This is a genomic window from Mycoplasma anseris ATCC 49234 (genome assembly GCF_000702805.1).
In the GTDB taxonomy this organism is placed as follows: Bacteria; Bacillota_I; Bacilli_A; order Mycoplasmatales; family Metamycoplasmataceae; genus Metamycoplasma; species Metamycoplasma anseris.
In genome coordinates this window covers 19,714-35,441 of sequence record NZ_JNJX01000006.1, presented here as the reverse complement: position 1 = coordinate 35,441, position 15,728 = coordinate 19,714, and the positions used below count along the sequence as shown (strand labels likewise).

Here is a 15,728-nt window from a genome sequence, read left to right as displayed (position 1 = left end):
GTTTTTTTAAAAAAGAAATTTAGAAAGGATAAACATGAAAGGAATCTTAGGAAGAAAAGTTGGAATGACTCAACTATTTACTGCTAACGGTGATTTAATTCCTGTTACAATTGTTGAAGTTAAACCAAATGTTGTTACTAAAGTTCTAACTAATGAAAAAAATGGTTATGTTGCAACCCAATTATCATTAGAAGACAAGAAACAATCAAAAATTAAAAAACCTGAAATTAACTATTTCAAACAAGCAAACACAACACCTAAGCGCTTCGTTAAAGAAATCCGTAATATGTCTGGATATAACTTAGGTGATACTATTGATGCTTCATTATTTCAAGCAGGAGAAATAGTTGACGTTACAGCTATATCAAAAGGAAAAGGATTTGCTGGTACTATTAAGAGATGAAACCAACATATTGGTCCTAAATCTCATGGTGGTGGTGGTGGATCACAACCTATTAGACAAACTGGTTCAATTGGGGATATTTCTGGAAACAGAGTTTGAAAAGGTATGACAATGCCTGGACACCTTGGATGTGAACAAGTTACAATTCAAAATTTAGAAATTGTTAAAGAAGATGTTGAAAACAATATGTTAGTAATTAAAGGAAGCGTTCCTGGAGCTAAAGGTGCTTTATTAGTAATTAAGAAAGCAAGAAAAACTTCAGTAAAAAGAACTCCTATTGAATTACTAAACTTAAAAGAAGCTTTATTAAAAAATGAAATGTTTGAACAAGCTAAAAAATACAATGCTGAATTAAACATGGATATGTCAGTTAAAGAAATGAAAGCCGCTTTAAATGAAGCTATTGCAAAACAACAAGCAGAAGAAGCAAAAGTTGAAGAAAATAAAGGAGATGAATAGTCATGGCTGAAACTAAAAAAACAACAACAAAAAAATCAACCACAGCTGCAACAAAAAAAGTAACAGCTCCTAAAGCTACTTCAACAAAAACAACTTCTAAAAAAACAACAATTACTAAAGAAGAATTACCAAAAATTCAAAAAAGCACAACAACTAAAAAAGTAACTTCAGAAGTTAAATTACCAAAAACTGTTTTTGGATTAGACAAAATTTATACTCAAGCTATTTTTGATGCTATTTTATCTGAAAGAGGATCAAAACGTTTAGCTACTCATAAAGTAAAATCAAGAGCAGAAGTTAGTGGAACTGGTAAAAAACCATGAAGACAAAAAGGAACTGGTAATGCTAGAGCTGGTTCATTAAGAAGCCCAATTTTTGTTGGTGGTGGAAGAGTTTTTGGACCAACAACAGCAAGAAACTATAATTTAAAAATTAATAAAAAAGCAAGAAAAAATGCTTTATTCTCAGCTTTAACATTATTAGCTCAAAACAATAATGTTCTAGTTAAAGAATTAAAAATGGAAAAACCATCAACAAGAGATTTATTAATTGAATTAAACAAAGATGGTTTAGCACTATTAAATAATGTATTACTTGTATCAAACGAAGAAAATGTATTTTTATCAGCAAGAAACCTACCAAATGTTCATGTAGTGAAAATAACAAGTTTATCTGTTGAATCATTAATTGCTGCTGACGTTTTAGTTTTAAGTGAATCTGATGTTAAATACTTAGAAGGGTTGGTTAAATAATGAACGTAAACCACGTTATTAAATATCCTGTTTTAACAGAAAAATCAGAATTACAAAGAGCAAACTCAAACGTATACACTTTTGTTATTGATAAACGTTGCAACAAAACTGAAGTTAAAAAAGCAGTTGAATACATTTTTGATGTAAAAGTTTTAAAAGTAAACATTATGAACTATGACAAAAAACCAGCTAAATTAGGAAGATACGAAGGATACAAAAATGCTGTTAAAAAAGCGATTGTATACCTAAGTGAAGATTCAAAAATCTTCTTATTTGCAGAAGAAGCAAAACAAGCTGAAAAAGAAACCAAAAAAGCTGAGAAAGCTACTAAAGAAGAAGCTCCAGCTGAATTAAGCGAAGTTGAAAAGAAAGCTGCTGAAAAAATCGCTAAAAAATCAACTAAAAAAGCTGAAAAATAATAATTAACTTTGCATTAAATATAAAGTTAGTTTAAAAAAACAATGAATTAAAATCTTAAAAGAAATAAATATTTTTAAGAAGGAGAAATTATTATGGCAATTAAAAAATTTAAAGCCTATACAAATGGTCGCCGTAATATGTCATCTCTTGATTACAAAGCAAACCTAACAGGACATAAACCTGAAAAATCATTATTAGTGGTTTTAGCAAACCATTCAGGTAGAAATAATCAAGGGAAAATTACAACTCGTCATCACGGGGGAAGATTAAAAAGATTTTATCGGATTGTTGATTTCAAAAGAAATAAGGACAATATCCCCGGAATTATAAAAACTATTGAATATGATCCAAACAGATCAGCAAACATTTCATTAGTTGCTTATAAAGATGGTGAAAAAAGATATATTATTAGCCCTAAAGGTATTAAAGTTGGACAAGAAATTATTTCAGGAGAAATGGTAGATATTCAAATTGGTAACTCTTTACCATTAAAAAATATTCCTGAAGGTACTTATGTTCACAATATTGAATTACAACCAAAACAAGGTGGAATTATCGCTCGTTCAGCTGGTTCATCAGCCCAAATTTTAGGTAAAGATGAATCTGGAAGATATATTATCTTAAGACTTAAATCAGGTGAAGTAAGAAAAGTTTTAGGCGTATGTAGAGCAACTGTTGGTGAAGTTGGAAACGAAGAACACTCTTTAGTAAATATAGGTAAAGCTGGTAGAAATAGATTAAGAGGTATTAGACCTACAGTTAGAGGTAGTGCGATGAATCCTAACGATCACCCTCATGGTGGTGGTGAAGGACATCAACCTATTGGTAGAAAAAGTCCTATGACTCCTTGAGGCAAAAAAGCTCTTGGTGTTAAAACAAGAAAAACCAAAAAAGCATCTAATCAATTTATTATTAGAAGAAGAAAGGAAAGTAAATAATGGCACGTTCATTGAAAAAAGCACCTTTTGTTGATGATCACTTAATGAAAAAAGTTGTTGCTATTTTAGATGGTAAAGCACCAAAACGTCCAATTAAAACTTGATCAAGACGTTCAACAATTTATCCAGATTTCGTTGGGTTAACATTCCAAGTTCACAATGGAAAAGTATTTATTGATGTATTTGTTACAACCGACATGGTTGGTCATAAATTAGGAGAATTTGCTCCAACAAGATACTTTACAGGACATGGTTCAGATAAAGGGAAGAAATAATTATGGCATTACACGATATTTTAAGTAAAACTGTAAAAGCATCAGTAAAAATGCAAAGAATTAGTGCTAGAAAAGCAAGATTAGTAGCTGATTTAATTCGTTATAAATCTGCAACTCAAGCATTAGTTATTCTTCAAAACACCAACAAAAAAGCTGCTCCAATTCTTCTAAAATTATTAAACTCAGCAATTGCAAACGCAACAAATAATAAAGGATTAAATGCAACCAAATTAGTGATTACTAAATTACTTGTTAACGAAGGACCTACTTTAAAAAGATTTCAACCTCATTCACAAGGTAGGGCATACCCAATTTTAAAAAGAACAAGTCATTTCTACATTGAATTATCAGAAATTAATTATGATGAAGAATTAGAAAACATCATGAAGGAAACTAAAGTCGAAGAAAAAGTGGAAGAATCAAAACCAGTTGTGAAAAAAGAAACTAAAAAAACAACAACTCCTAAAAAATCAACCACAACCAAAAAAGCTTCAACAACAAAGAAAACTACTACAACTAAAAAAACAGCATCTAAAAGTAAAGGAGAAAAATAATGGGTCAAAAAGTTAATCCAAATGGATTCCGTTATGGAATTACAAAAGAACATAACACAACTTGATATGCTGACAAACAAAATTTTGCTACTTTACTATTAGAAGATCAAAAGATTTATGATTTATTAGATAAAAAAGTAAGAGAATTCCAAATTGGTAAAGTTCAAATTAAAAGAGATCAAAGCGGACACATTTTTGTTTATGTATATACCGCAAAACCAGCAGCTGTTTTAGGTACAAATGGTGATAATGTAAAAGCATTGAATGTTCAAATGCAAAAAGCAATTAAAAACAAAAATGCTAAAATCACTATTGAAGTTATTGAACTAAAAAGACCTAATGTTAATGCAAGATTATTAGCAGAAGATATTGCTATTAAATTAGAAAACCGTGGAAGTTTCAGAATTGCTCAAAAATACGCTATTAGAACTGCAATGAAAGCCGGAGCTAAAGGAATTAAAACTTCAGTTTCAGGACGTTTAAATGGGGTTGATATGGCAAGAACCGAAGGATATACTGAAGGTGAAATGAAACTACACACCCTAAGACAAAATGTTGATTACGCAGTAACTACTGCTAAAACTACATATGGTATTTTAGGAGTTAAAGTTTGAGTTTCTTTAGGAGAAATTCTTTCAAACGATGATCAAGAAGAACCAAAAGTTGAAAAAAGAGTAGGAAAGGGCGGTGAAAAACATGCTTCAACCAAAAAGAACTAAACATAGAAAAATGTTTCGTATCCGTCATGATAAAACCAAAGCTCATAGAAACAATACAGTAACATTTGGTGAATTCGGATTGAAATCAACTAGTTCAGCATGAATTAGTGCAAGACAAATTGAAGCGGCTCGTATCGCTATTACTAGACGTATGGGTCGTGAAGGAAAAGTATTTATTAAAATTTTCCCACACATGTCAAAAACATCTAAACCAATTGGTGTTCGTATGGGTTCAGGTAAAGGTAGTCCAGAACAATGATTTGCAGTTGTAAAAGAAGGAACTGTAATGTTCGAAGTAAAAGGTAACAGTGTTGAAACAATGAAAGATGCTTTAAGATTAGGTGGACATAAATTACCAGTTACTTGAAAAATTGTTGCTCCTGAAACAGAAGTGGAGGCTAAATAATGTCTTATTCAGAATTAACAAAAAAATCAATTAAAGAATTAAACACTTTATTAGAAGAATTAAGAGCTGAATTATTCTCATTAAAATTTAAAAACACAACCCGTGAATTAGATCAAACTCACAAAATTAGTCTTGTTAAAAAAGATATAGCAAGAACTTTAACAGCAATTAATATGAAAAAGCAAGAAGCTAAAAAGGGAGATAAATAATGGAACAAGCAGTTAGAGAAAACCGTCGTAAAACATTAGTTGGGACCGTTGTAAGTACCAAAAATGATAAAACTATTATTGTTTTAGTTGAAACTTATGAAAAACACCCTCTATATGCAAAACGTTTCAAAAAATCAAAAAGATTTGCTGTTCATGATGAAAAAAATGAAGCACAACTTGGTGATTTTGTAAAAATTCAAGAAACTCGTCCTTTATCTAAAACCAAACACTTTAGACTAGTAGAAATCAAATCACATGCTATCGGAGGAAATAATGCTTAGAGAATTTTCTAGATGTAATGTGGCTGATAATTCAGGTGCTAAAGAAGTTATGATTATTAAAAATTTAGGTGGATCAGTTGTTAGAAGTACAAACATCGGTGATGTTGTTGTAGTTACTGTTAAAAAAGCAATTCCTACCGGAGTAGTAAAAGAAGGTCAAGTATTAAAAGCTGTGATTGTTAGAACTAAAAGAGGAGTAAGAAGAGAAAACGGTTCATACATCAAATTTGATGATAATGCTGTTGTGTTAATTAAAGAAGATGGATCATTAAGAGGAACTCGGGTATTTGGTCCAGTTGCAAGAGAATTAAGAGATAAAGGCTACACTAAAATTATTTCATTAGCACCGGAGGTATTATAATGGCTCAATCAAAAATCAGAAAAAATGATGCTGTCGTAATTATTTCAGGTAAAGCAAAAGGAAAAACTGGTGTTGTTATCGAAACCAACAAAAAAGCAAATACTGTTATTGTTAAAGAAGTAAACATTAAAACCAAACACCACAAACCTAACCAAGAAAACCAAGAAGGTAAAATTGAGAAAAAAGAATACCCAATTCATGTTTCAAACGTTGCTTACTTAGTAAAGAAAAATGCTAACGGACAAGCAGCTGTAGGAACAAAAATTGGTTTCCAAGTAGATAGCAAAACAAACAAAAAACAAAGAGTTATGAGAAAGGTAAACAAATTAGTTTAGGAGGAGGCATATATGGAATCTAAAAAATTAGCATTAGAATTAAAATATTTAAACGAAATTCGTCCAGAACTTGTTAAAGAATTTAATTATTCATCAATTATGCAAGCTCCTAGAATTGAAAAAATCGTTATCAACATGACTGCTGGTAATGAAGTATCAAACTCAAAAGCTATCGAAGAAGTTATGACTGAGTTAACTCAAATTACCGGTCAAAAACCATTTCAAACCACCGCTAAAAAATCATTGGCTTCATGAAAATTAAGAGAAGGTATGCCAATGGGCGGAAAAGTTACTTTAAGACGCGAAAAAATGTGATCATTTTTAACCAAATTAATTAATGTTGCATTACCTCGTGTTCGTGACTTTAATGGAATTAGTACCAAAAGCTTTGATGGAAGAGGAAACTATGCTTTAGGTATTAAAGAAGAAATCATTTTCCCAGAAATCAGTTTCGATAAAATCCGTAAATTAAAAGGAATGGATATTATTATTGTAACCACTGCTAAAACCAATAAAGAAGCACTATCATTATTAAAACATTTAGGAATGCCTTTTGCTAAGGCACAACAATAAGAAGGGATTAATATATGGCAAGAAAAGCATTAATGGTTAAAGCAGAACGTCAACCTAAATTTAGCGTAAGAAAATATACAAGATGTCAAATTTGTGGAAGAGTTCATGCCGTTTTGCGTAAATATAAAATTTGTAGAATTTGTTTTAGAGAATTAGCACATGAAGGTAAAATTCCTGGTGTAAAGAAAGCGAGTTGATAATTATGGCTATCATTACAGATCCAATAGCAGATATGTTTGTTAGAATGAAAAATGCTATTTCAAGAAAATATCATGAAGTAGTTTTACCTCATTCTAATAAAAAAGTTAAGATTTTGGAAATCATTAAAAAAGAAGGTTATATTACCGATTTCGAAGTATTAGAACCAAATGAAAAAACTCATTTCAAGCAAATCAAAATTACTTTGAAATATAAAGGATTAAACCAAAATCAATCAGCAATTTCAGGAATTAAAAGAGTTTCAAAACCAGGATTGAAAGTATATTCACAAGCAGATAAATTACCAAAAGTTTTAAGTGGATTTGGTACAGCAATTATTTCAACTTCAAAAGGTTTATTAACTGATAAAGAAGCAAGAAAGGAAAATGTTGGTGGCGAAATTGTTGCCTTCATTTGATAAGATTGTATGTCAAGAATTGGTAAAAGAATTTTAAGCATCCCTAGTGGTGTTGAAGTTAATTTAAATGCTAATCATATTCAAATAAAAGGTAAATTAGGAGTATTAGAATATACATTTTCACCATTAATTCAAGTTGTAGTTGAAAATAACGAAATTAAAACTCTAAGAACAAATGAATTAAAAACCACCAAACAATTACATGGTACAACCAACGCAATTATTAAAAATATGTTAATCGGTGTTTCTGAAGGTTATAAAAAAGAAATTGAAATTAAAGGGGTAGGTTATAAAGCAACCTTAAAGGGAAATGAAATTGAAATCATTGCTGGTTATTCACATTCAGTAATGGTAAATATTCCTCAAAACTTAAAAATTGAAGTTCCAAAACCAACTAACATTGTTATTTCAGGAATCGATAAACAAGCTGTTGGTGAATTTGCTGCAAATGTAAGAAAAATTAGAAAACCTAGTCCGTATTCAGGAAAAGGAATTATGTATAAAGATGAAGTTGTACGTCGTAAAGAAGGAAAAACTGCTTCTAAATAGTAGTTTGTTAAGGAGAAAATTATGTTATCAAGAAATTTAAAACGTAAAGCAAAACACTTAAAAATTACAAACAAACTTTCAAAAGGTACAAATGAAGTTCCACGTGTTTGTGTTTATAAATCATTACACAATTTCTATGTACAAGCAATTAACGACTTAACTCATACAACTATCGTTTCATCTTCAACAAAACAATTAGCAGCAGAAAATAAAGGTAATAATATTGCATCAGTTAAATTAGTAGCAAAACTATTTGCCCAAGCTTTAAAAGCTAAAAAAATAACCAAAATTGTTTTTGATCGTTCAGGTTATATTTATCATGGAAAATTAGCAGCATTTTGCGATGTATTAAGAGAAGAAGGGATTAATTTCTAATGGCAGAAGAATTAAGAAAAGCAGAAGTTTCTGAAGCTAAAGCAACCAAAGTTGTTTCAGCTCCAAAACAAAATAAAGAAGAACAACTAAATCCAAAACCACAACGTAGAGTTAAATCACAAAACTCATTTAAAAAACCATTATCAACTCCACAATTTGAAGAAAAAGTAGTTGATATTGCCAGAGTTACAACCGTTGTTAAAGGTGGAAGAAGATTCTCATTCTCAGCTTATGTTGTTGTTGGTGATAAAAAAGGCAAAGTTGGTTTTGGACACGGAAAAGCAAATGAAGTACAAGATGCTATTAAAAAAGCTATCAAAGATGCACAAAAAAATATTATCAATGTTCCAATTGTAAAGGGAACCATTCCTCATGAAGTAAAAGAAAAATTCTTAGCTTCAAAAGTACAACTACGTCCTGCTCCTAAAGGTGCCGGAATCATTGCTTCAGGTACAGTTAGAGCAGTTGTTGAATTAGCTGGATACACCGATATTTCTACAAAAACTTACGGTTCAAGAACAAAGCAAAATATTGTTCAAGCAACAATTAATGCTTTAAAAAATGTAAGAACAGCAGAAGAAATTGCTAAATTACGTGATATTGACGTTAAACATTTACTTTCAAAATAATCAATTAATAAGAAGGGAAGATTAAAATGGAATTACATAATTTAAAACCAACTGCTGGTTCAAGAAAAGAAAAACACCGTGTAGGTAGAGGTCATGCTGCTGGTAAAGGAAAACAAGCTGGTAGAGGACAAAGTGGTCAAAGAAAAAGAGGAACAGTAAGATTAGGATTTGAAGGTGGACAAAACCCATTATTCAGAAGAATTCCTAAAAGAGGTTTCAATAATGTTAACCATGTTGAATACCAAGTTGTAAATTTAGCTCAATTAGAAGCAAAATACAAAGCAAATGAAGTTGTTTCATATGAAACATTAAAAAAACATAATTTAATTAAAGGTTCTTTACCAGTTAAAATTTTAGGTAACGGAAACTTAAGCAAAAAATTAAATGTACAAATTCCTGCGCTTTCACTAAAAGCTAAAGAAGCAATTGAAAAAGCTGGAGGAAAAATCGAGGTTAAATAATGGCTAAAAGAAGAAGATTAGCAAAAGAGAAAAACAGCGATAAATTAGAACGTAAACTGGCAATTGATAAGTTTATTAATAATAGTAGAAATTCTTGACAAGAATGATGAAAAAATCATGATTTATTCAAGAAAATTTTATTCACGCTTTTAATTGTTACTCTTTTTCTAGCTGCTGGAACTATTACCATTCCAGGAGTTAACTTAGTCAATAAAGATAAGCTTAACCAAGGCGATTTTATTGGAATACTAAATCTAGTCGGTGGAGGAGGGATTAAGAACTTCTCCATTGTTGCGTTAGGAATTAGTCCTTTTATATCCGCTAGTTTAGTAATGATGATTTTGCAAACAAAAGCCTTTCCTGCGATTCATCGATTAAGTCAATCAGGACCACAAGGAAGAATTAAAATTAATTTAATTACTTATGCTTTCACTTTTATCTTTGCAATTATTCAATCATTATTATTAACAAAAGCATTAATTAATTCCCGTAAAGGGTTTGGTATTACTTTTTCAGAGCAAATTAAAGTTTTCTTAGGACCAAAAGGTTTTGAAATATATGGATACTTTATTTTGCCTGCAATCTTAATTGCTGGTTCCTTCTTCGCTTTATTTTTAAGTGAACAAATTACTAATAAAGGGGTTGGAAACGGAACTAGTTTATTAATTTTTGTTGGAATAGCAAGTGGGTTAATTCCAACATTCAAACACGCTTTTGAATTCTTTGTTCCAAGTGCTACAAAAGATATTCCTGTTTTAAAAGAAATCATTGAATTTTGTGTTTATTTATTAGGTTATGGTTTAACTATACTGATAGTAATTATTTTTACCATTGCTGAAAGAAGAATTCCTATTCAACAAGTTGGGGCTGGACTTTCAAAAAATGAAAAGGAACTAAGCTTTTTACCAATTAAAGCTAATCCGGCCGGAATAATGAGTGTTATTTTTGCCTTGATGGTATTAAGTGTTCCTACCATGATTGCTAATGTTATGGATCCGAACACTTCAAAATATTACAATTGAGTTTATAGCAATTTCCAATTAACTCAACCATTAGGCTTCTTCTTATTTATCTTAATCACTTTTGGATTAACAATTTTATTAGGAATTCAACAATCCAGAATTGATAAGATTAGTGAAGATTTCGCCAAAAGTAGTACTTTTATTCCTGGTATTCGTCCAGGAGATCAAACAGAGAGTTATCTTTTAGACACTGTTATTAGATTATCTTTCTTTTCATCTGGTTATTTAATCGTGTTAGGGGCAATGACCTATATTGAACAAATGTTAGGTATGCCTGCTTCAATTTCCTTTGGTGGAACTAGCATTATGATTCTTGTATCAACTGCTTATGAAACTGTTCAACAAGTTAAGGCAAGATATAAATCACAAGAATTAGCAAGAAAAAGAAAAATGATCAAAGAACTAAAAGAAATGTATGGAGAGGAAGAAGAAGATTTAATATGATAACTAAAAATGAAAATTTAGATTGTCATTTGACAAACGAAGAAAAACCAAATATTATTTTTCTAGGAGCACCTGGTGCTGGAAAAGGCTCAATTGCTTCTAGAATTGTAAAAGAATATGATTACTATCAATTATCGACTGGGGAAATGTTTCGAGAAGAAATTCGCAAACAAACTCCACTTGGTTTGGAAATTAAATCTATTCTTGACTCAGGAAAATATGTTGATGATTCCTTGACTAATCGTTTAGTAGAACAAAAAGTAACAGAATTAGTCAATAATCACAAACCATTTATTTTAGATGGTTATCCAAGAACAATTGATCAAGCTAATTTTTTAAGATCTTTAGAACAAAAAGGAATTAAAATTGGCAAGGTTATTTTGTTGAACATTACTAGTGAACAAGTGATTGAACGTTTATCAAAAAGAAGAGTTTGTTCAAATTGTAAAAAAATTTACCATTTACAATTCAATCCTCCTAAACAAGAAGGTATTTGTGATAAATGTGGTGCTAGCGTTGTAAAAAGAGCTGATGATGAACCAGAAGTTATTAAAAAACGTTTAGCAATTTATTCAGAACAAACTCAATGTTTAATTGGTTATTACAAAGATTTATCAATCTTAAGTGAAATAAACAGTTATCAAGAATACGAAAGTGTTTATAGTGACGTAAAGAAGGCTTTGAAATGATTTTAATTAAATCTCAATATGAAATAAATAAAATCAAAAAAGCTTGTTCTATCTTGGCAGAAGTCAAAACAATTGTTTATGACTTTATAAGACCAGGCGTTTCTTTAAAAGAAATTGATAGCGTCGCTTTTAAAGAAATAAGAAGTCGAGGTGGTAAACCAGCATTTTTGGGACAATATGGTTTTCCTAATACATGCTGCATCTCAGTTAATGAAGAATTAATTCATGGCATTCCTTCAGATTATATTGTTAAAGACGGAGACATTGTCAAAGTTGATTTAGGAGTAATTTGAGAAGGATATTATTCAGATTCCGCTTTTACTAAAGGTGTTGGTAATATTACAAAAGCTGATAAAGAATTAATTCAAGTAGCAAAAGACGCTTTTTATGCCGGTTTTAATGCAATTAAAGTTGGCAAAAGAATTGGCGATATTTCATATGCAATTGGTTCATATATTAAACAAAAAGGTTATTATACCCCTGATGAATATTCAGGACATGGGATTGGAAGAAGTTTACATGAAGATCCATATGTTTATAATGATGGATTACCAAATACTGGTGCATTAATTAAAAATGGAATGGTAATTTGCATTGAACCAATGATTTTACAAAAATCAAAAAATGTAGCAACTAAGGATGATGAATGAACAGTCTTCGATCCACTTGGTTATAATACTGCTCATTATGAACAAACTATATTGATTGATAATGATCAGGCTTACATTTTATCAGGAGATAATATTTAATGGCAAAAGACGTAATTAAAGTGACTGGAACAATTACTAAAATGCATTCCTCAAGAGATTATGACGTTCTAATTGAAATGCCTGCTTCAGACATGACAATGGAAATCAAAGGGACTATTTCAGGAAAAATGGCTCTAAACAACATCAAAATGATTCCTGGTGATAAAGTTGATGTCAAATTAAGTCCATTTGATATGACTAGAGGAAGAATTGTCTTCAGACACAAATAAAGGAGAAAATATGAAAGTTAGAGCTTCAATCAAACGCATTTGCAAAGATTGCAAATTAATAAAAAGACATGGTGTTAATAGAGTAATTTGCATCAACCCAAAACATAAACAAAGACAAGGATAATAATTATGGCTAGAATTTTAAATATCGAAATTCCTAATAACAAGAGAGTTATTATTTCATTAACATACATCTATGGAATTGGAAGAACATTAGCTTCAAAAATTTTAAAAGATGCAAATGTTGATGAAAACAAAAGAGTTAAAGAATTAACAGAAGAAGAATTAACACGTATTAGAGATGAAGCTAAAAAATACACCACAGAAGGTGATTTAAGAAGAGAAGTTAACTTAAACATTAAAAGATTAATGGAAATTAAATCATATCGTGGAATTAGACACAGAAAAGGTCTACCAGTTCGTGGTCAATCAACCAAGAAAAATGCAAGAACTAGAAAAGGGCCAAGAAAAACAATAGCAGGAAAGAAAGGTAAATAATAATGGCTAAGAAAAATAAAAAAGTTGTTACACAAGGTCTTGCTCATATTCACTCAACCTATCAAAATACTATTGTTTCATTTACTGATTTAAAAGGTAATGTGTTTGCATGAGCTTCTTCAGGTTCAATTGGATATAAAGGAACTAAGAAGAAAACCCCATATGCTGCTGGGTTAGCTGCAGCCGCTGCTTTAGAAAGAGCAAAAGAATTTGGTTTAAAAGAAGTATCAATTTTTGTTAAAGGTGTTGGTCCAGGAAAATCAACAGCAAGAAAACAAATTGAAACAAGTGGTTTAACAATTAAAGAAGTTAAAGACGTTACACCAACTCCACATAATGGAACTCGTCCTCCAAAGAAAATTCTTAAAAGAGCATAGAAAATAATTTAGGGAGGCATATATGGAAAAAATTCAACAAATTAGTTATAAAGAATTAGTAGCTGAAAAAGTAAATGATTTTGAAACCACATTTGTAATTGAACCTTTAATGAGGGGATATGCAAATACTATGGGAACTGTAATTAGAAGAACTTTATTATCTTCAATTACATCAACAGCCCCATTCGCTATCAAAATTAATAATGTTGATCATGAATTCGAAACTTTAGAAGGTATTAAAGAAGATGTTATTACTTTAATTGCTAATATTAGAAAAATTCGTTTTACTTATGAACCAGAAATTTTTGAAAAAGACAATTTAGTAAGAGTATCTTTTAAAACCAATAAAGAAGGCGAAATTATTGCTAATGAATTAGAAGCACCTGCTGGTTTAGAAATTGTTAATAAAGATCAATATATTTGTACAATTTCTAAAGGTGGTTCATTAGAATTTGATTTATTTTTAAGAACTGGTAGAGGATATATTGATTTTGAAGAAAACAAAAACATTATTGATGAAAATATCAGTAAATTAGAATCAAAAATCAAAAATGGTCATTTCTTAGCAATTGATAGTGATTTTAGTCCAGTAAAAAAATGTGGTATTTTCTGTGAAGAATTAAATACCTCATCAAAAACCATTGAAGAAAGATTAAAAATTAAAGTTCAAACTGATGGAACTTTATTAGCAAAAGATGCAATGGAACAAGCAGCTAAAATTATTGTTGCTCATTTCCAAATCATTGGAAACATTGATCAATTAAAAACAATTGAATTATTTGATGATTCAAAAGATAAGAAAAAAGAAGCAATCAAAATTTCATTACCAATTGAAAAGTTAAACTTAACAATCAGAAGTTTAAACGCCTTAAGAAGAGCAAATTATAATTCAATTGATGAACTTTTAAAATTAAATGAAGAAGAACTTTCAAACATTAAAAATCTTGGTAAAAAATCAGTGCAAGATATTATTGATAAATTAGCTGAATGAAAAGAAAGACACCAAGATGAAAATTATGAAGAAGTTGATTTAAACGATAGTTTAACAAATGATTCAGATACTAATGAAGAAGGAGAAGAATAATGGCAAATCCAAAACAAGTATTTCGTAGAAACACTGAATGATGAAACCATGTGGAAAGATCATTAGTTACTGATCTATTAATTCACGGTGAAATTAAAACTACTTTAGAAAGAGCGAAAAGAATTAAACCACAAGCTGAAAAAATGATTACCTTAGGTAAAATCAATACTTTAGCAAGCCGTAGACAAGCTTTAAGATACTTAAGACTAATTCCTTCAAAACAAGCTGGAAAAGACTCAGTTCAATATTTATTTGATGTTTTAGCACCAAAATACAAAGAACGTAATGGTGGATATACAAGAATTATCAAAATAGCAAATCGTGCTGGTGATAATGCTAAAATGGCTATTATTCAATTAGTTTAATATTAATTATTAAAAAATATAATTAAATAACAATTTAAGGAGAAAAAATGGCTATAGTACCAAAGAGAAAAACATCAAAACAAAGAAAACATTTACGTAGATCACACCACGCTTTAGAAGCCAATACTTTAGTTGCTTGTGCAAATTGCAAGCAACAAATCTTGCCACACATGGCATGTAAATATTGTGGTTTCTATAAAGGAATTAAAGTTATTAAAGAAGCTTTAAATGACAAAGTTAAATAATTAAAAAACCAAATTGAATTTTTTTTAAAAAAACATCCATCAAACAATGTTATGGATGTTTTTAATTTTCTTTTAATTTTAATTCAATATCAAATTCTTCATCATATTTAACTAAATCGATTCCAAAGGCATCAAAAATTTTTTTAGAAGCCAGAAAATCATCAGCTTCAGGACGATATGCTTGTTCGTAAATAACTTTGCCGATTTTAGATTGTACTATTAATTTGGCACAATGATAACAAGGTGAATGAGTTACATATAAAATTGAACCTGGCTCAATTTTAGAACTTGTAATATTAGCATTAATTATGGCATTTGCTTCAGCATGGACTACATAAGTGTATTTAGATTTTATTACTTCATCTTTATTTTCTGGTCGTTCCCATGTAAAGGAATTATCATTATTCTTTCTTGTGTTTTTATAACTAGTTGGCATTCCGTTATAACCTAAAGACACAACATAATTATTACTATTTACTATACAAGCCCCTACTTTTGTATCAGGATCTTTTGAACGCATAGCACTCAATTTAGCAAGTGACATGAAATAAGCATCTCATTTGATACTATTATTTTCATTATTAAATAAACTTTTATTCTTTTTCATAATAGAATCTCCTTAAATAAATATTATAAACTAAAAAAGTAAAATGAAAACGGGCTCCGCAGATCCCATTTTCGATTATTCATTGAAATATGCATTTGCACTG

Annotated in this window: 29 protein-coding genes and 1 pseudogene; 29 read left to right on the top strand and 1 reads right to left on the bottom strand. The window is 29.9% G+C overall.

The window, feature by feature from the left end; translation table 4 throughout:
* The first annotated feature begins 34 nt into the window (after window positions 1-34).
* The 29 genes and pseudogenes from rplC to rpmF all read left to right on the top strand — a co-directional run bounded on the left by rplC (window position 35) and on the right by rpmF (window position 15,018).
* The gene (gene rplC / locus T401_RS0101955; RefSeq protein WP_033178809.1) at window positions 35-862 is read left to right on the top strand and encodes a 50S ribosomal protein L3; all 828 of its coding nucleotides are present in this window, start codon (window positions 35-37) and stop codon (window positions 860-862) included.
* Between the two features lie 2 nt (window positions 863-864).
* Complete coding sequence (rplD, locus tag T401_RS0101950) at window positions 865-1,614, top strand: 50S ribosomal protein L4 (protein ID WP_033178808.1); 750 nt, start codon at window positions 865-867, stop codon at window positions 1,612-1,614.
* Window positions 1,614-2,033, top strand: coding sequence for a 50S ribosomal protein L23 (gene rplW / locus T401_RS0101945; protein WP_033178807.1), 420 nt, complete (start codon window positions 1,614-1,616; stop codon window positions 2,031-2,033). Before rplD ends, rplW begins: the two co-directional genes overlap by 1 nt.
* Before the next feature lie 93 nt (window positions 2,034-2,126).
* Entirely contained in the window at window positions 2,127-2,972 is an 846-nt protein-coding gene (rplB, locus tag T401_RS0101940; RefSeq protein ID WP_033178806.1) for a 50S ribosomal protein L2, read from the top strand.
* Window positions 2,972-3,247: a 30S ribosomal protein S19 gene (gene rpsS, locus T401_RS0101935; protein ID WP_033178805.1), complete on the top strand. Its 276-nt coding sequence runs from the start codon at window positions 2,972-2,974 to the stop codon at window positions 3,245-3,247. Before rplB ends, rpsS begins: the two co-directional genes overlap by 1 nt.
* Window positions 3,248-3,249: 2 nt before the next feature.
* A pseudogene (gene rplV, locus T401_RS05005) lies at window positions 3,250-3,621 on the top strand (50S ribosomal protein L22); the annotation flags it as partial.
* A gap of 179 nt (window positions 3,622-3,800) precedes the next feature.
* The gene (gene rpsC, locus T401_RS0101925) at window positions 3,801-4,520 is read left to right on the top strand and encodes a 30S ribosomal protein S3 (protein ID WP_033178804.1); all 720 of its coding nucleotides are present in this window, start codon (window positions 3,801-3,803) and stop codon (window positions 4,518-4,520) included.
* Window positions 4,498-4,926, top strand: coding sequence for a 50S ribosomal protein L16 (gene rplP / locus T401_RS0101920; RefSeq protein ID WP_033178803.1), 429 nt, complete (start codon window positions 4,498-4,500; stop codon window positions 4,924-4,926). Before rpsC ends, rplP begins: the two co-directional genes overlap by 23 nt.
* Window positions 4,926-5,135, top strand: coding sequence for a 50S ribosomal protein L29 (gene rpmC / locus T401_RS0101915; protein WP_033178802.1), 210 nt, complete (start codon window positions 4,926-4,928; stop codon window positions 5,133-5,135). Before rplP ends, rpmC begins: the two co-directional genes overlap by 1 nt.
* Window positions 5,135-5,416: a 30S ribosomal protein S17 gene (rpsQ, locus tag T401_RS0101910; RefSeq protein ID WP_033178801.1), complete on the top strand. Its 282-nt coding sequence runs from the start codon at window positions 5,135-5,137 to the stop codon at window positions 5,414-5,416. Before rpmC ends, rpsQ begins: the two co-directional genes overlap by 1 nt.
* Window positions 5,409-5,777, top strand: coding sequence for a 50S ribosomal protein L14 (gene rplN, locus T401_RS0101905; protein WP_033178800.1), 369 nt, complete (start codon window positions 5,409-5,411; stop codon window positions 5,775-5,777). Before rpsQ ends, rplN begins: the two co-directional genes overlap by 8 nt.
* A complete protein-coding gene (gene rplX / locus T401_RS0101900; protein WP_033178799.1) occupies window positions 5,777-6,112 on the top strand; it encodes a 50S ribosomal protein L24 in 336 nt (111 codons plus the stop codon). Before rplN ends, rplX begins: the two co-directional genes overlap by 1 nt.
* 12 nt (window positions 6,113-6,124) lie before the next feature.
* Window positions 6,125-6,685, top strand: coding sequence for a 50S ribosomal protein L5 (gene rplE, locus T401_RS0101895; RefSeq protein ID WP_033178798.1), 561 nt, complete (start codon window positions 6,125-6,127; stop codon window positions 6,683-6,685).
* A gap of 14 nt (window positions 6,686-6,699) precedes the next feature.
* Window positions 6,700-6,885, top strand: coding sequence for a type Z 30S ribosomal protein S14 (locus tag T401_RS0101890; RefSeq protein ID WP_033178797.1), 186 nt, complete (start codon window positions 6,700-6,702; stop codon window positions 6,883-6,885).
* 2 nt (window positions 6,886-6,887) lie between these two features.
* Entirely contained in the window at window positions 6,888-7,304 is a 417-nt protein-coding gene (rpsH, locus tag T401_RS0101885) for a 30S ribosomal protein S8 (protein WP_033178796.1), read from the top strand.
* A 6-nt stretch (window positions 7,305-7,310) separates the two neighbouring features.
* The gene (gene rplF / locus T401_RS0101880; RefSeq protein WP_033178795.1) at window positions 7,311-7,850 is read left to right on the top strand and encodes a 50S ribosomal protein L6; all 540 of its coding nucleotides are present in this window, start codon (window positions 7,311-7,313) and stop codon (window positions 7,848-7,850) included.
* Window positions 7,851-7,871: 21 nt separating this feature from the next.
* Window positions 7,872-8,225 carry a 50S ribosomal protein L18 gene (gene rplR / locus T401_RS0101875; protein ID WP_033178794.1) on the top strand — a complete coding sequence of 118 codons (354 nt, stop codon included), beginning with the start codon at window positions 7,872-7,874 and terminating at the stop codon, window positions 8,223-8,225.
* Window positions 8,225-8,854, top strand: coding sequence for a 30S ribosomal protein S5 (rpsE, locus tag T401_RS0101870; protein WP_084274556.1), 630 nt, complete (start codon window positions 8,225-8,227; stop codon window positions 8,852-8,854). Before rplR ends, rpsE begins: the two co-directional genes overlap by 1 nt.
* A 26-nt stretch (window positions 8,855-8,880) precedes the next feature.
* Complete coding sequence (gene rplO, locus T401_RS0101865) at window positions 8,881-9,315, top strand: 50S ribosomal protein L15 (RefSeq protein WP_033178793.1); 435 nt, start codon at window positions 8,881-8,883, stop codon at window positions 9,313-9,315.
* A complete protein-coding gene (gene secY / locus T401_RS0101860) occupies window positions 9,315-10,784 on the top strand; it encodes a preprotein translocase subunit SecY (protein WP_033178792.1) in 1,470 nt (489 codons plus the stop codon). Before rplO ends, secY begins: the two co-directional genes overlap by 1 nt.
* Complete coding sequence (locus tag T401_RS0101855; RefSeq protein WP_033178791.1) at window positions 10,778-11,476, top strand: adenylate kinase family protein; 699 nt, start codon at window positions 10,778-10,780, stop codon at window positions 11,474-11,476. Before secY ends, T401_RS0101855 begins: the two co-directional genes overlap by 7 nt.
* A complete protein-coding gene (gene map / locus T401_RS0101850; protein WP_033178790.1) occupies window positions 11,467-12,219 on the top strand; it encodes a type I methionyl aminopeptidase in 753 nt (250 codons plus the stop codon). The genes T401_RS0101855 and map overlap by 10 nt, the downstream gene beginning before the upstream one ends.
* Window positions 12,219-12,449, top strand: coding sequence for a translation initiation factor IF-1 (gene infA / locus T401_RS0101845; RefSeq protein ID WP_033178789.1), 231 nt, complete (start codon window positions 12,219-12,221; stop codon window positions 12,447-12,449). The genes map and infA overlap by 1 nt, the downstream gene beginning before the upstream one ends.
* 10 nt (window positions 12,450-12,459) lie before the next feature.
* Entirely contained in the window at window positions 12,460-12,573 is a 114-nt protein-coding gene (gene rpmJ, locus T401_RS0101840) for a 50S ribosomal protein L36 (RefSeq protein WP_033178788.1), read from the top strand.
* Between the two features lie 5 nt (window positions 12,574-12,578).
* Entirely contained in the window at window positions 12,579-12,947 is a 369-nt protein-coding gene (rpsM, locus tag T401_RS0101835; RefSeq protein WP_033178787.1) for a 30S ribosomal protein S13, read from the top strand.
* 2 nt (window positions 12,948-12,949) lie between these two features.
* On the top strand, window positions 12,950-13,324 hold the full coding sequence (rpsK, locus tag T401_RS0101830) for a 30S ribosomal protein S11 (protein ID WP_033178786.1): 375 nt from the start codon (window positions 12,950-12,952) through the stop codon (window positions 13,322-13,324).
* A gap of 22 nt (window positions 13,325-13,346) precedes the next feature.
* Entirely contained in the window at window positions 13,347-14,408 is a 1,062-nt protein-coding gene (locus T401_RS0101825; protein WP_033178785.1) for a DNA-directed RNA polymerase subunit alpha, read from the top strand.
* The gene (gene rplQ / locus T401_RS0101820) at window positions 14,408-14,773 is read left to right on the top strand and encodes a 50S ribosomal protein L17 (protein ID WP_033178784.1); all 366 of its coding nucleotides are present in this window, start codon (window positions 14,408-14,410) and stop codon (window positions 14,771-14,773) included. Before T401_RS0101825 ends, rplQ begins: the two co-directional genes overlap by 1 nt.
* A 47-nt stretch (window positions 14,774-14,820) precedes the next feature.
* On the top strand, window positions 14,821-15,018 hold the full coding sequence (gene rpmF, locus T401_RS0101815) for a 50S ribosomal protein L32 (RefSeq protein ID WP_033178783.1): 198 nt from the start codon (window positions 14,821-14,823) through the stop codon (window positions 15,016-15,018).
* A 61-nt stretch (window positions 15,019-15,079) separates the two neighbouring features.
* On the opposite strand, the gene T401_RS0101810 is transcribed toward rpmF, so the two are convergent.
* Window positions 15,080-15,625: a deoxycytidylate deaminase gene (locus T401_RS0101810; RefSeq protein ID WP_052169653.1), complete on the bottom strand. Its 546-nt coding sequence runs from the start codon at window positions 15,623-15,625 to the stop codon at window positions 15,080-15,082.
* Window positions 15,626-15,728 lie beyond the last annotated feature (103 nt).